Raw genomic sequence first — 14,394 nt, 5'->3', positions numbered from 1 at the left:
ACAGGTTGAGAGGAGGTGATGAACATGAACGAGGTCACTCGCCATGAACCGCAGGCGGACGTGGCGGCGCGCGAGCGGCGCAGCCTGGCAATGCGGCCTCCCGTGGACATCTACGAGGAGGACAACGCCCTGTTCGTGGTCGCCGACATGCCCGGTGTCACTCGGGACGGCTTGAGCGTCGAGGTCGATGGCAACCTGCTCAGCATCGAGGGCGAGATGCACATCGACATGCCGGAGGGCATTGCCGCGACCTATGCCGAAGCCCAGGCCCAGCGCTATGCGCGGCGCTTCACGCTGAGCCACGAGATCGATACCGCCGCCATCGAGGCGCGTCTGGAGAACGGCGTGCTCCAGTTGCGCTTGCCGAAGAAGGAGATGCATCGAAGCCGGCGGATCGAGATCAGGGCGGCCTGACGGACGCCCGGGCTTCATTCCGCTCGGCGGCGCGTGCCGCCGTTCTCTCCCCCAGCGCCCTTTCCCGCGTGAAAGGGCGCTTCCGTTTGCAAGCCGGGCGCACGCTCGGTACGGTTTTCACTACGCTGGGAATAGCGATTCACGACACCATGGAGAGGAAGACATGACCGACATACCCCAACTGCTGGGTGACGACGCCGAATACCTGCTCGATCATCGCTGCCGTGGCTTTCCCCGCGAACAGTTGCACCTGCCCGGGCCCGACTTCGTCGACCGGGTGGTGGCCGACAGCGACCGCAGCCCGGCGGTGATGCGCAGCCTGCAGGCGATGTTCGACCACGGCCGCCTGGCCGGTACCGGCTACCTCAGCCTGCTGCCGGTGGACCAGGGCATCGAGCACTCCGCCGGCGCCTCGTTCGCCCCCAACCCGCGCTACTTCGACCCCGCCAACATCGTCGAGCTGGCCATCGAGGGCGGCTGCAACGGCGTGGCTTCCACCCTGGGCGTGCTCTCCTCGGTGGCGCGGCGCTACGCCCATCGCATCCCGATGATGCTCAAGCTCAACCACAACGAGACCCTGAGCTATCCGGCGATGTACGACCAGACCCTGTTCGCCGAGGTGGAGCAGGCCCACGACATGGGCTGCGTGGCGGTGGGTGCCACCATCTACTTCGGCTCGCCCGAGAGCCGCCGCCAGATCATGGAGATCAGCGAGGCCTTCGAGCGCGCCCATCAGCTCGGCATGGCCACGGTGCTGTGGGCCTACCTGCGCAATCCCGCCTTCAAGCACGAGGGCAAGGATTACCACGTGGCGGCCGACCTCACCGGCCAGGCCAACCACCTGGCTTCGACGATCAAGGCCGACATCGTCAAGCAGAAGCTGCCCGAGACCAACGGCGGCTACCAGGACATCGGCTTCGGCCACACCCACGCCAAGGTCTACAGCGAGCTGACCTCCGAGCATCCCATCGACCTGGCCCGCTACCAGGTGGCGTGCTGCTACATGGGCCGCGCCGGGCTGATCAACTCGGGCGGCGGCTCCAAGGGCCACTCCGACCTGGGCGAGGCGGTGCGCACCGCGGTGATCAACAAGCGTGCCGGCGGCATGGGCCTGATCTCGGGGCGCAAGGCGTTCCAGAAGCCCATGAGCGAGGGCGTCGAACTGCTCCACGCCATCCAGGACGTCTACCTGGACAAGGGCGTGACCGTCGCCTGAAGCCCAGTCGGGCAACAACGTAGAAGGGCACGACCGCCAGGTCGTGCCCTTTCTTCATTTGGCACATGGAGAGCCTGTCAGCCCAGCAGCTCCCTGGCCTGGGCGAGCAGGTTCTCCGTGGTGAAGCCGAAGTGCTTGAACAGGTCGCCCGCCGGGGCCGATTCACCATAGGTGGTCATGCCGATCACGCGACCGTCGAGGCCCACGTACTTGTACCAGTAGTCGGCGTGCCCGGCCTCGATGGCGATGCGCCTGGTCACCGCACGCGGCAGCACCTTGTCGCGGTACTCGGCGTCCTGGCCGTCGAAGCGGTAGGCCGAGGGCATCGACACCACGCGCACCGCGTGGCCCTGGTCTTCCAGTTCGGCGGCGGCCTGCATGGCCAGCGCCACCTCCGAGCCGGTGGCGATCAGGATCAGCTCGGGGGTGCCCTCGCACTCCTTGAGCACGTAGCCGCCGCGCTGGATCTCGGCCAGCTGCTGCTTGCTGCGCGCCTGGTGCGGCAGGTTCTGGCGCGACAGCACCAGCGCGGTGGGGCCGGAGTTGCGCTTGAGCGCGGCGTCCCAGGCGGCGGCGGTCTCGGCCGCGTCGCAGGGGCGCCAGGTGCACAGGTTGGGGGTGGTGCGCAGGTTGGTCAGCTGCTCGATCGGCTGATGGGTGGGGCCGTCCTCGCCCAGGCCGATGGAGTCGTGGGTGAAGACGTAGATGGCGCGCTTGCCCATCAGCGCCGCCATGCGCACCGAGTTGCGCATGTACTCCATGAAGATCAGGAAGGTAGCGCCGTAGGGAATGAAGCCGCCGTGCAGCACGATGCCGTTCATGATCGCGCCCATGCCGAACTCGCGCACACCGTAGTGCAGGTAGTTGCCGCCCGGATTCTCCCGCGAGATCGGCTTGGCACCGCTCCAGAAGGTCAGGTTGGAGGGCGCCAGGTCGGCGCTGCCGCCGAGCAGCTCGGGCAGCTGCGGGCCGAGTTCGTTGAGGCACAGCAGCGACGCCTTGCGCGTGGCCAGGGTCTCGCCCTGCTGCTGCATCTTCTCGATGAAGGCCTCGCTGGTGATCTCCGCCGGCAGCTTGCACTGTGCGCGACGGCTGAACTCGCGGGCGAGCTCGGGGTGCTCGTCGCGGTAGCGGTCGAAGCGCGCCTGCCAGTCGTCCTGCTGCGACTTGCCGCGCTCGCGGGCATCCCAGCTCTGGTAGATCGGCTCGGGCACGTGGAACGGCGCATGCGGCCAGTCGAGCTGCTTGCGCGCGGCGGCCACCTCCTCCTCGCCCAGCGGGGCGCCGTGGCACTCCTCCTTGCCCTGCTTGTTGGGCGCGCCGAAGCCGATCACGGTCTTGCAGATGATCAGGCTCGGCCTCTCCTCGTGGCTGCGCGCCAGCTCGATGGCGGCCTTGATCTGTTCGGGGTCGTGGCCGTCGACGTTGGGCACCACGTGCCAGCCATAGGCCTCGAAGCGCTTGGCGGTGTCGTCGGTGAACCAGCCCTCGACCTCGCCGTCGATGGAGATGCCGTTGTCGTCGTAGAACACCGTGAGCTTGCCCAGCCCCAGGGTGCCGGCCAGCGAGCACACCTCGTGGGAGATGCCCTCCATCATGCAGCCGTCACCGGCGAAGCAGTAGGTCTGATGGTCGACGACGGTATGGCCGGGGCGGTTGAACTGCGCCGCCAGGGTCTTCTCGGCGATGGCCATGCCCACCGCGTTGGCCAGGCCCTGGCCCAGCGGGCCGGTGGTGGTCTCGATGCCCGGCGCGTAGCCGAACTCGGGGTGGCCGGCGGTCTTGGAGTGTAACTGACGGAAGTTGCGCAGCTGCTCGAGCTCCAGCTCGTAGCCGGTCAGGTGCAGCAGGGAGTAGAGCAGCATCGAGCCGTGGCCGTTGGAGAGCACGAAGCGGTCGCGGTCGGGCCATTTCGGATCGTTGGGGTTGTGCTTGAGGTAGTCGTTCCACAGCACTTCGGCGATGTCGGCCATGCCCATCGGCGCGCCGGGGTGGCCGGACTTGGCCTTCTGGACGGCATCCATGGACAGGGCGCGAATGGCATTGGCCAGTTCGAAACGGGATGGCATTTGGGTTAGCTCCTCGCCTGCGGCAGAATGGGGCAAGACATCGGCGGCCCGCCGGGCCTGCCGGTAGCGTTCTGGCTGGGCGCCGCAGGAAGGTACGGCGCGGTCGAATTCGGCCGCCTATTGTCGCCGACTTGCCGCCGGGCAGCAAATGACGGGTGCCACCATCTGCCGGCACCATGTAAACTCGGGCTCCACGCCGCTGCGTGCCCGGCGGGCAGTAGTCCGGGCGCGATGCAGCTCGAGGGTCGTCGTTCCAAGTTCGACGGCGCCGCTGCGCTTTGCCGATACACAGAAGGGTCGACACGCATGAGCGAATACTCCCTGTTCACTTCCGAATCCGTGTCCGAGGGGCATCCGGACAAGATCGCCGACCAGATCTCCGATGCGGTGCTGGATGCCATCATCGCCCGCGACAAGCACGCCCGGGTGGCCTGCGAGACGCTGGTCAAGACCGGCGTGGCCATCGTCGCCGGCGAGATCTCCACCTCGGCCTGGGTCGATCTCGAGGAGCTGGTGCGCAAGGTGATCATCGACATCGGCTACACCTCCTCGGAAGTGGGCTTCGACGGCGAGACCTGCGGCGTGCTCAACCTGATCGGCAAGCAGAGCGTGGATATCGCCCAGGGCGTGGATCGCAGTCGACCGGAGGATCAGGGCGCGGGGGACCAGGGCCTGATGTTCGGCTACGCCACCAACGAGACCGATTCGTTCATGCCCGCACCGATCCACTACGCCCACCGCCTGGTGGAGCGCCAGGCCGAGCTGCGCAAGCACGGTCTGCTGCCGTGGCTGCGTCCCGATGCCAAGAGCCAGATCACCTTTCGCTACGACCAGTCGGGGCAACCCTGCGGCGTCGAGGCGGTGGTGCTGTCGACCCAGCACGCACCGGAGATCGACCAGCAGGAGCTGCGGCGCATGGTCAAGCGCGAGATCATCGAGGAGGTGATCCCCGCCGAGTGGCTCACGGAGTCGACCCAGTTCCACATCAATCCCACCGGCAAGTTCGTCATCGGCGGCCCGGTGGGCGATTGCGGCCTGACCGGGCGCAAGATCATCGTCGACACCTACGGCGGCATGGCGCGCCACGGCGGCGGGGCCTTCTCCGGCAAGGACCCCTCCAAGGTCGATCGCAGCGCCGCCTATGCCGGGCGCTACGTGGCCAAGAACGTGGTCGCGGCCGGTCTTGCCGACAAGTGCGAGATCCAGGTCTCCTATGCCATCGGCGTGGCCGAGCCGACCTCGGTGTCGATCAACACCTTCGGTACCGGCAAGGTCGACGAGGCGCGCATCATCGAGCTGGTGCGCGAGCATTTCGACCTGCGCCCCTACGCCATCACCCGCATGCTCGACCTGCTCCACCCCATGTACCAGCTCACCGCCGCCTACGGCCATTTCGGCCGCGAGCCCTTCGAGGCGAGCTACAGCTGGAAGGATACCAACGGGCAGGAGCACACCGAGACCTTCACCGCCTTCCCCTGGGAGCGCACCGACCGCGCCGCGGCGCTGCGCCAGGCCGCCGGTCTCTAGGTCGCCAAGCCGCGCGTTCGCCGCCAGTCGCGCCGTCTCGCTTGGCCGCGGGGCGTGCGACTTGGGGGCGGACCATTTGTTGTGCCGCTGAAAATCCAGCTACTCTGGAAAGGCACAGTGGCTGTCTATCGCATGAACATAGGAGGAAGTAGCATGGAACAGCGAAAGATTGGTTTGATCGCATCGCTCATACTCTCAGGCGCTCTGCTGGCCGGTTGTGGCGATGACGACGACGCCGCCGATACCGACACCACCAACGACACGGCTACCGAACAGCAATCCTCCGACGATACCGGTGAAGAGCTCGAGGAGGCCGGCGACGATCTGGAGGATGCCGGGGAGGCCGCCTCCGACGAAGCCGAGGAGGCCGGCGACGAGGCGGCCGAAGAGACCGAGGAAGCCGGGGAGTCGCTCGAGGAGGCCGGAGACGAGCTGGCCGAAGAGAGCGAAGAAGCCGGTGACGAGGCAGCCGAGGAAAGTGACGAGGCGGCGGATGAGGCCGCCGAGGAGAGCGATGAGGCTGTCGAGGACGCCGCCGAGGAAACCGAGGAAGCGTCCGACGAACTCGAGGAAGCCGGCGACGAAATGGATGACGAAGAGCGGGATTCCTAATTTCCGATTTCTTCGAGCAGCGGGGGAGGCGGCCACCATGGCCGCCTCCCCTTTTTTTCGCCCCGCTGCCGTTACCGATCCTCCGGGCGATTGAAAATCCGCGCCCGCTGTAGTGAACTCTCAGGGGTCGGCTCCGAGCGAGTCGCCTCCTGTTGCTGCTGTCCGAGGGGCGCTGCAGTGCAAGGGTCGCATGACCCGTTGCGCGAGGCTCGGGCAGGGACATCGCAGACGCAACGGCGCCCATTCCCCGGAATGGAGTAAGACGATGACAGCCATGGCAAGTGCCAACGCCGCCACACAGGACCACAAGGTCGCCGATATCTCACTCGCCGACTGGGGGCGCCGCGAGATACGCATCGCCGAGACCGAGATGCCGGCGCTGATGAAGATTCGCGCCAAGTATCGCGACGAGCAGCCGCTGGCCGGGGCGCGCATTGCCGGCTGCATCCACATGACCATCCAGACGGCGGTACTGATCGAGACGCTGATCGACCTGGGCGCCTCGGTGCGCTGGTCGTCGTGCAACATCTTCTCGACCCAGGATCACGCCGCCGCTGCCATCGCCGCCGCGGGCATCCCCGTGTTCGCCTGGAAGGGCGAGACGGAAGAGGAGTTCTGGTGGTGCATCGAGCAGACCGTGGAGGGGCCCGGCGGCTGGACCCCCAACATGGTGCTCGACGACGGCGGCGACCTCACCGCGCTGCTGCACGACAAGCGGCCCGAGCTGCTCGACGCCATCCACGGCATCTCCGAGGAGACCACCACCGGCGTGCACCGCCTGCAAGAGATGCTGCGCGACCGGACTCTCCGGGTGCCGGCGATCAACGTCAACGATGCCGTGACCAAGTCCAAGAACGACAACAAGTACGGCTGCCGTCATTCGCTCAACGACGCCATCAAGCGCGGCCTCGACCACCTGCTGGCGGGCAAGCAGGCGCTGGTCATGGGCTACGGCGACGTGGGCAAGGGCTCGGCGGCCTCGCTGCGCCAGGAGGGCATGATCGTCAAGGTCGCCGAGATCGACCCGATCTGTGCCATGCAGGCGTGCATGGACGGCTATGAGGTCGTCTCGCCCTACGTCGACGGCCTCAACCGCGGCAAGCAGAGCGTCGACCGGGCGCTGCTCGCGCGCATCGACCTGGTGGTGACCTGTACCGGCAACATCCAGGCTTGCGATGCCGCCATGCTTGAGGCGCTCAAGCCTGGCGCGGTGGTGTGCAACATCGGCCACTTCGACAACGAGATCGATACCGGCTACATGCGCCGCCACTGGCACTGGGAGGAGGTCAAGCCCCAGGTGCACAAGGTCTATCGCGACAGCAAGCCGGGCCACTTCGATCCGGCCAGCAGCGACTACCTGCTGCTGCTCTCCGAGGGGCGCCTGGTCAACCTGGGCAATGCCACCGGTCATCCGTCGCGGGTGATGGACGGCTCCTTCGCCAACCAGGTGCTGGCGCAGATCCATCTCTACCAGCAGCGCTTCGCCGACCTGCCGCCGGCCGACAAACAGGGCGGCCTGGCGGTCACCGTGCTGCCGCGCCATCTCGACGAGGAAGTCGCCCGCTACATGGTCGAAGGCTTCGGCGGGGTGCTCACGCGCATGACCGAACAGCAGGCGGAGTACACCGGCGTGCCGGTCGAGGGTCCCTACAAGCCGGACGCCTACCGCTACTGAGCGAGGGCTGGCGCTGTCGCGAGACGAGACGCCGCCTGCGGGCGGCGTCTCGCGTCACCCCCGGCGAGCGCGGTGTCGCATCGCCCCTGCCGCGAGTCACGCGTCCAGGAAGGCGAGGAAGCGCCCGGCGAGCAGCGTCGCTGGCCACAGCAGCAGTGACAGCAGCCCGGCCAGGCGCAAGCGCCGGGGCGTGGCGGCCGCCAGCCCCGGGCCGAGGTTGAGCAGCAGGGCATTGGCCACGGCCAGGCCAATCAGCCCCAGCTTGAGGCGGAACAGCGTCATGCCGGCGTAACCGGTGGGGTCGGCGAGGAACAGCAGGGTGCCCGCGGCCATGGCCAAGACCAATCCGCCGATCGCTACCGGTTGCAGCAGCCGTGCCAGCGTCTGTAGCGGCAGCTGACGCCGCCAGCCCAGCAGACGCAGGTCGAGCGACACGATGGCGCCGAGCAGCAGGGAGACGCCCAGCACGTGGAGGGCGTTGACCGCCGCATAGCCCCAGCGTGACAGGCGCATCCACTCGGCCAGAGCGTTCTCGCCCAGCCAGGCCAGCAGGGTGGTCACCGCGCTCGCTCAGATCCTGCCCGGGTAGAGCACGTAGTGATCGCCGTCGATCCACAGCTGCTCGGCCTTGAGCCGTCGCTCGCCGGCACGCTCGCCGGAGACGCGCAGCTCGACGCCTTCGGCCAGATCGCCCTCGGCGAGCCCCGCGCGCTCGTTGCGCCAGGGCTGGCCGACCTCCACCGTCCAGGTTTCGCCGTCCACGTCCAGCTCGACTTCGCCGTGCGGGTTGCCCAGGCGTACCTGGGTGATCGACCCCTCGATCTCGATGGTCTCGCCGCCGGTCCAGCCATGGTGGGCCTGGGCGGGCGCGAGAAAGAGTGCTATGACGATGGCCAACAGCCACCTTGCCTGGCGCTGCATGATCGGTTCCTCCTGATGCTATCTTCCTTCAGGCTAGCTCCGTCGGCACGGCGTGCAAGACCGAGCGGCTAGAGCCCGGCCAGTGGCATCAGCAGCGTCAGGTAGAGCGGGATCAGCAGCGGCGCGGCCAGGGTGGTGACCAGCACCGCCAGGGCGCCCTTCTCCGGCTTGATGCCGAGCTCCATGGCGACTACCACCACATTGGCGGCCATCGGCACCACACCGAGCAGCAGCAGCGCCAGGGCCAGATCGTCGGAAAGCGGCAGCAGCGTATTGAGCAGCGTCACCACGGCCAGCATCAGCCAGGGCCACAGCAGGTAGCGGATCGCCACGCAGCCGGCCATGAAGCGCAGGTCGATCTCGCGAATCGCAACCCGCCCCAGGGTCATGCCGATGATCATCATGCCGAGCAGCGTATAGGTGGACGGAAACACCGCCAGGCTTTCCATCAGCGCATCCGGCAGGGTCATGCCGAGCCCGCTGACCAGCAACGCGGCGAGAAAGGCGTAGATCAGCGGTAGCCGGGCGATCTTGGCCAGGCTCTCGCGCACCGAGAAGCGGCCGCGCGCGCTGAGGTAGAAGCCCACCGTGAACTCGTAGAGCGTCACGCCGAGGATGCAGAAGAGATACAGCGTCACCCCCTCGGGCGGCAGCAGGATCATGGCGATCGGCAGGCCGAAGTAGCCGGTGTTGCCGGTGCCGGAGGAGAAGGCCAGCACGGCGCTCTCCTGGGGCGAGAGGAAACGCCGCGCCAGGGGGTTGATGAGGGCCGCCACGAGGCTTGCCAGCAGGAAGAGGGCCAGCGTCAGCAGCAGGTAGTCGGGCGTGGGTCCGCCCAGCAACAGGCCACGGAAGAAGGTCAGCGGAGCGATGAGGTAGATCAGCAGGGTGGCGATGGGGCGCGGGTCGATCGCCAGCCGCCGGGCGGCGAGCCAGCCCAGGCCGACGAAGGCCAGCAAGGTCCAGAGTGGGCCCAACAGTGCGCCTGGGTCGATCATCGCGCGTCTTCCCCTCGCCGAAAGCCGCTATCATGCCTGGCGGCAGAGCGGCTGTCAGCCCGACAGGGACGACCCAGGCGCGGAGCGGGCGTCAGCCGTTGCGGCGGCTCGACCTGGCGCGTTCGGCCTGGTCGTCGATGTTCTCCTTGTGGGCGGTCTTGTCACCGGCCACTTGCGCACCGCGTACCGGCGTCGTCTCGCGGCGGGTGTCGATGCCCGGCTTCTTGGCACTGTGCTTCTGGTCGTCGACGTTGGCATCGGGCCGGTAGACGTCGTCCTGGGCGGAAGCGTGGCGTCCGCCCTTGTGACCGGCGGCGGCCTCGTCGGGAGTGTCGCGCTCGGTCAGCCGCCGCGCCCCGTCGCGCAGGGTCTCGCGCTGCGATTCCGGAATCTCGGTGCTCTGCGTGCCGGAGCGGTCCTGGCGTGGTCGTTCCATGTCGCTCTCCTTGTGCTCCGCGTGGAGGTCAGCTTCCCTTGCCCTCGTCGCCCAGGGTGAAGGAGGGTGGATCGCTGGCGGGGAAGGTATCCGCGTTGGCCTTGTCCAGCTCACGCTCCTCCTGCTGTGCCTCGGCCTCGGAGGGCGATATCTCGGCATAGCCTGGCTCCAGCATCCAGCGCCTGTCGCGGTAGGCGATCAGCTGCTTCGGCACCCAGAAGCGGCTTCCGGTCTCGGTGATGATGCCTACCTTCTCGACATCGCTGACGTCGGCCACCTTGCCGACCTGCTTGCCCTCGTCGTCGAACACGGCGGTGCCGGTCATGAGGTCCTGCGTCATGGCAACCCTCCTCATCCAGTTCGGTTCCAGCCGGGGCGCTCCTTGCCCAAGCGTGGCAGTCACTCGAGTTCAGCGTCGTCGCCACGGCGGCCGGGGTCAATGCGACAGCCGCGACTTTTTGTTAGCGAAGTTAAGCGTCTTGCCGTCGTTCGCTGGCATTGCCTGCGAGCGAATCGTGCCGCCGCAGCGCACTCCCCAGGGCGGCCTGTATGATCGACGCTCATGGGGCGGTGTGAAACTTTTCATTGGTCAGCCGACGGCCGGGGCGGCAGAATGCTGGAAATCGTCGATACGACCGCACGTTCAGGCCGAAGCCCGAGAGCGACGCCGTGAGCGGTGCCTGTCACAGAGAGAGAATCCTTCATGAGCACGCCGTACCCGCTGGGCATCAGTTTCGAGTTCTTTCCCCCCAACACCGAAGCGGGGCGCGAGAAGCTGATGGGGGTGCGTGATGCGCTCGCCGAGCACCGGCCGCGCTTCTTCTCGGTTACCTACGGGGCCGGCGGTTCGACCCAGGGACGCACGCTGCACACCGTGAGGAGCGTTCGCGAGTCCGGCATCACCACGGCCCCGCACCTCTCCTGCATCGGCAGCGAGAAGGCCCAGCTGCGCGACCTGCTGGCCCAGTACCGCGAGGAGGGCATCGACAGCCTGGTGGCGCTGCGTGGCGACCTGCCTTCGGGCATGGGCGGCATCGGCGAGCTGCGCTACGCCAACGAGCTGGTGGAGTTCATTCGCGAGGAAACCGGCGACCACTTCGAGATCGCCGTGGCGGCCTACCCCGAATCCCACCCCCAGGCGCCGAGCTTCGAGCGCGACCTCGAGAACTTTGCGCGCAAGGTCAAGGCCGGGGCCAACCTGGCCATCACCCAGTACTTCTTCTCCGCTGACGCCTACTTCCACTTCGTCGAGCGCGCCCGGGAACTGGGCGTCGAGGCGCCCATCGTGCCCGGTATCATGCCGATCACCAACTACACCAAGCTGGCCCGGTTCTCCGACGCTTGCGGTGCCGAGATCCCGCGCTGGATCCGCAAGCAGCTCGAGGCCTACGGCGACGACAGCGATGCCATCGCCGAGTTCGGCACGGAGGTGGTGTCGCGCCTGTGCCAGCGTCTGCTCGAGGGTGGCGCCCCGGGCCTGCACTTCTATACCCTCAACCAGGCCGCCCCGTGCCTGAGAATCCTCGACAACCTGGACGGTGCTCTGGCAGCGCGCTGAATCTGTGACTAGCCTGTTCCTGCATGTCCATGGATTCAGGAACAGGAGGACGCTAGATGCGCCATGCCAACCTTGCGGGAGCCGCCGTTGCCTCTCTGCTGCTGGCCGGTGTCGGACAGGCCCAGGCTCAGGAGCGCCAGGACGTCGAGATGAACTTGGTCGATACCGACGGGGTTCAGGAGTCGATCGGCTCCATCTCGTACGAGGATACCGACCACGGCCTGCTACTCACCCCCGACCTGAGCGAACTGCCCCCCGGGGTCTACGGATTCCATCTCCACCAGAACGCCAGCTGCGAGCCGGGCGAGGACGACTCGGGCGACACACAGGCCGCTGGTGAGGCGGGGGGGCATCACGACCCCGACGATGCCGGCAGCCACGAGGGCCCCTACGGGGAAGGCCACCTCGGCGACCTGCCGGTGCTGATCGTCAACGAGGATGGGAAGGCGACCCTGCCGGTGCTGGCGCCGCGGCTCAGCGCAGAGGATCTCGAGGGCCGCAGCCTGATGATTCATGAAGGCGGTGACACCTACACCGACGAGCCGAAGCTCGGCGGGGGCGGCAGCCGCATGGCCTGTGGCGTGATCGAATCGTGAGTGATTCAGGCCGACATCCCACCGTGAGGTGGGAGAGAAACGCAAAGGCCCTGCCAACCGGCAGGGCCTTTGACGTCGTATTCCCCGGGCGTCAGCTCGAGGGGATGGGCTTGGCGCCGCCGCCATGCATGCTGCGTTGAAGCATGAACAATGCCCCACCGATGGCGAGACCGGCGATGTCGGTATAGATGCCGCCGTAGATGAGGAACAGCGCACCGACGAACATCACCAGGCGCATCCACGCCTTCACCGGGCCGAAGAACCACGCCTGGACGGTGGCCGAGAGCAGCACGATACCCAGCGTCGCGGTCACGCCGACGCGCAGGATCTGCATCCAGGAGCCTTCCATCAGCATGGCCGGGCTGTAGAAGAACATGAACGGCACGATGAAGGCGGCGAGGCCGATCTTGAAGGAGGCCACCGAAGTGGACATGGCGTTGTCGCCTGAGATTCCCGCCGCCGCGTAGGAGGCCAGGGCCACCGGCGGCGTGATCGCCGAGACCACCGCGAAGTAGAACACGAAGAAGTGCGCCACCAGCGGCTGGATGCCGATGTTGATCAGGCCGGGGGCTACCACCGAGGCCGCGACGGCGTAGGCCGCCGTGGTGGGCATGCCCATCCCCAGCAGGATGCTGATGCACATGGCGAAGAACAGTGCCAGCAACTGGCTGAATCCGGCCAGGCCGAGCAGCAGCGAGGAGAAGCGTGCACCGACGCCGGTCAGCGAGATCACCCCGACGATCAAGCCGGCGCAGGCGCACACGGCGATGATCTGGATCGACATGACGCCGGCCAGCTGCAGGGCACGCAGGATCGCCGCCGGCCCCATCTTGTTGGGCGAGATCCAGCTCACCACGGCGGCCGCGGCGGTAGCCAGGGTGCCGGCGCGGATCACCGAGTAGCCCATGAACAGCGCAGCGATCAGGATGATGATCGGAGCGAAGAGGTAGACCTGCTTGACCAGCCGACGGAATTGCGGGATCTCGTCCTTGCGCATGCCGCGCATGCCCTTGCGGGCCGCCTCGAAGTCGACCATGAAGTAGATCGAGGCGAAATAGAGGATCGCCGGGATCAGCGCCGCCACGGCGATCTCGGTGTAGGGAATGCCGGTCACCTCGGCCATGATGAAAGCGCCGGCGCCCATGATCGGCGGCATGATCTGGCCGCCGGTGGAGGCGGCGGCCTCGATGGCCCCGGCGCTGCGGCCGGGATAGCCGACCTTCTTCATCAAGGGGATGGTCAGCGAGCCGGTGGAGACCACGTTGCCGGCGCTGGTGCCGTTGATCATGCCCATCAGGCCCGAGGCGAAGATGGCTACCTTGGCCGGGCCACCGCGGGCACGTCCGGCGGCGGCGAAGGCGAAGTTGACGAAGTAGTCACCCACCTTCGAGGCCTGCAGGAAGGCGGCGAAGATGATGAACAGGATGATGTAGGTCGAGGAGACCGCGGTGGTCGGGCCGAGGATGCCGGTGTCGGTGTAGACCTGGCTGAAGAAACGGTTCAGCGACAGGCCCGGATAGCCGAGGAAGCCCGGCAGGTAGGGGCCGGCGAAGACATAGACCAGGAAGACGGCCGAGATGATCACCAGTGCCAGGCCGGCGACCCGGCGGGTCAGCTCGAGGATCAGCAGCGAACCCGAGATGGCGGCCCAGGTGAGGCCGACGGGGGCGAAGGCGGTACCGGTGGAGGCGCGCAGCGGGGTGTTGAAGATCACCAGCAGGTAGCCGGCGCTGGCCAGGGCACAGACCATCAGCACCAGGTCGGCGGGCGAGAGCTTCTCGCGCACCTGGCGGTAGCTCCAGGCGAGCAGGATGCCGCCGACGGTAGCGGCCAGCAGGGGGTAACCGAAGTGCCAGGTCTCGACCCCGGGGTCGATGCGCATGGCGCCGCCGCGGATCTCCTGGAGCATGAAGACGACCTGGACCAGGGCGTAGATACCGGGAATCAGCAGGGCGTAGCCAGCCCAGGCCAGCCAGGCGGGAGAACGGTCGGTACCCGCCTCGTTGGCGAAAGGGCTCCCGGCATAGAGGGCGTAGCCGAGGACGAGCGCACCGGCAATGTGCACGATACGAAACGACCAGGTCTCCATCGGATAGACGTTCAGTGAGACCAGGTGAAATCCGGAATAGAGGATCGCCAGGGCGGCGATGGCCAGCCAGTGCCAGCCGACATAGAGCCGACGGTTGGATTCGACGATATCCTCGTCGATCCCTTCGGCGATGGAGTCGGGGGTCTTGACGACCGCCTCCTCGGATGCCCCGGGACGGGGATCAGAAGTGTTGCTCATGGGGATGTCACCCTCGGGTGTAGTGCAGCTGCTGTGTCATGACATGCCCCGCACCGGGCGGTACGGGGCATTGGCCGAGCGACGG

Annotated in this window: 14 protein-coding genes and 1 riboswitch; of the genes, 7 read left to right on the top strand and 7 right to left on the bottom strand. The window is 67.2% G+C overall.

Features of this window, described 5'->3' with window-relative positions; genetic code table 11:
• Window positions 1–24 precede the first annotated feature (24 nt).
• Together DIS04_RS19330 and DIS04_RS19325 are read left to right on the top strand one after the other, a co-directional pair.
• Complete coding sequence (locus DIS04_RS19330; RefSeq protein ID WP_111415425.1) at window positions 25–414, top strand: Hsp20/alpha crystallin family protein; 390 nt, start codon at window positions 25–27, stop codon at window positions 412–414.
• Window positions 415–577: 163 nt separating this feature from the next.
• Entirely contained in the window at window positions 578–1,630 is a 1,053-nt protein-coding gene (locus DIS04_RS19325; RefSeq protein ID WP_111415424.1) for a class I fructose-bisphosphate aldolase, read from the top strand.
• A gap of 77 nt (window positions 1,631–1,707) precedes the next feature.
• Here the strand turns inward: DIS04_RS19325 and tkt are convergent, their stop codons facing one another.
• Window positions 1,708–3,699, bottom strand: a complete 1,992-nt coding sequence (gene tkt / locus DIS04_RS19320) for a transketolase (protein ID WP_111415423.1) — start codon at window positions 3,697–3,699, stop codon at window positions 1,708–1,710.
• Between the two features lie 306 nt (window positions 3,700–4,005).
• On the opposite strand from tkt, the gene metK reads away from it, so the two are divergent.
• From metK to ahcY, 3 genes are all read left to right on the top strand, one after another.
• Window positions 4,006–5,226, top strand: a complete 1,221-nt coding sequence (metK, locus tag DIS04_RS19315) for a methionine adenosyltransferase (protein ID WP_111415422.1) — start codon at window positions 4,006–4,008, stop codon at window positions 5,224–5,226.
• Window positions 5,227–5,379: 153 nt separating this feature from the next.
• Window positions 5,380–5,838, top strand: coding sequence for a hypothetical protein (locus tag DIS04_RS19310; protein WP_111415421.1), 459 nt, complete (start codon window positions 5,380–5,382; stop codon window positions 5,836–5,838).
• 158 nt (window positions 5,839–5,996) lie between these two features.
• A riboswitch (S-adenosyl-L-homocysteine riboswitch) is annotated at window positions 5,997–6,087 on the top strand.
• A gap of 16 nt (window positions 6,088–6,103) precedes the next feature.
• Window positions 6,104–7,513, top strand: a complete 1,410-nt coding sequence (gene ahcY / locus DIS04_RS19305) for an adenosylhomocysteinase (protein WP_111415420.1) — start codon at window positions 6,104–6,106, stop codon at window positions 7,511–7,513.
• A 96-nt stretch (window positions 7,514–7,609) separates the two neighbouring features.
• Here ahcY and DIS04_RS19300 read toward each other — a convergent pair whose 3' ends face one another.
• The 5 genes from DIS04_RS19300 to DIS04_RS19280 all read right to left on the bottom strand — a co-directional run bounded on the left by DIS04_RS19300 (window position 7,610) and on the right by DIS04_RS19280 (window position 10,208).
• A complete protein-coding gene (locus DIS04_RS19300; RefSeq protein ID WP_245904634.1) occupies window positions 7,610–8,074 on the bottom strand; it encodes a hypothetical protein in 465 nt (154 codons plus the stop codon).
• A 9-nt stretch (window positions 8,075–8,083) separates the two neighbouring features.
• Window positions 8,084–8,434 carry a DUF6152 family protein gene (locus tag DIS04_RS19295; protein WP_111415419.1) on the bottom strand — a complete coding sequence of 117 codons (351 nt, stop codon included), beginning with the start codon at window positions 8,432–8,434 and terminating at the stop codon, window positions 8,084–8,086.
• A gap of 68 nt (window positions 8,435–8,502) precedes the next feature.
• Complete coding sequence (locus tag DIS04_RS19290; RefSeq protein WP_111415418.1) at window positions 8,503–9,432, bottom strand: AEC family transporter; 930 nt, start codon at window positions 9,430–9,432, stop codon at window positions 8,503–8,505.
• Window positions 9,433–9,523: 91 nt separating this feature from the next.
• Window positions 9,524–9,868, bottom strand: a complete 345-nt coding sequence (locus DIS04_RS19285) for a hypothetical protein (RefSeq protein ID WP_111415417.1) — start codon at window positions 9,866–9,868, stop codon at window positions 9,524–9,526.
• 28 nt (window positions 9,869–9,896) lie between these two features.
• Window positions 9,897–10,208, bottom strand: a complete 312-nt coding sequence (locus tag DIS04_RS19280; RefSeq protein WP_111415416.1) for a hypothetical protein — start codon at window positions 10,206–10,208, stop codon at window positions 9,897–9,899.
• A gap of 363 nt (window positions 10,209–10,571) precedes the next feature.
• On the opposite strand from DIS04_RS19280, the gene metF reads away from it, so the two are divergent.
• Together metF and sodC are read left to right on the top strand one after the other, a co-directional pair.
• On the top strand, window positions 10,572–11,426 hold the full coding sequence (metF, locus tag DIS04_RS19275; protein ID WP_111415415.1) for a methylenetetrahydrofolate reductase [NAD(P)H]: 855 nt from the start codon (window positions 10,572–10,574) through the stop codon (window positions 11,424–11,426).
• Between the two features lie 56 nt (window positions 11,427–11,482).
• The gene (gene sodC / locus DIS04_RS19270; protein ID WP_111415414.1) at window positions 11,483–12,022 is read left to right on the top strand and encodes a superoxide dismutase family protein; all 540 of its coding nucleotides are present in this window, start codon (window positions 11,483–11,485) and stop codon (window positions 12,020–12,022) included.
• Window positions 12,023–12,113: 91 nt separating this feature from the next.
• On the opposite strand, the gene DIS04_RS19265 is transcribed toward sodC, so the two are convergent.
• The gene (locus DIS04_RS19265; protein WP_111415413.1) at window positions 12,114–14,309 is read right to left on the bottom strand and encodes a TRAP transporter permease; all 2,196 of its coding nucleotides are present in this window, start codon (window positions 14,307–14,309) and stop codon (window positions 12,114–12,116) included.
• Window positions 14,310–14,394 lie beyond the last annotated feature (85 nt).

It is taken from the genome of Billgrantia lactosivorans, from assembly GCF_003254665.1.
Classification (GTDB): domain Bacteria; phylum Pseudomonadota; class Gammaproteobacteria; order Pseudomonadales; family Halomonadaceae; genus Halomonas; species Halomonas lactosivorans.
The sequence above is the reverse complement of the archived record's forward strand: the minus strand, read 5'-3'. Positions and strand labels throughout refer to the sequence as shown.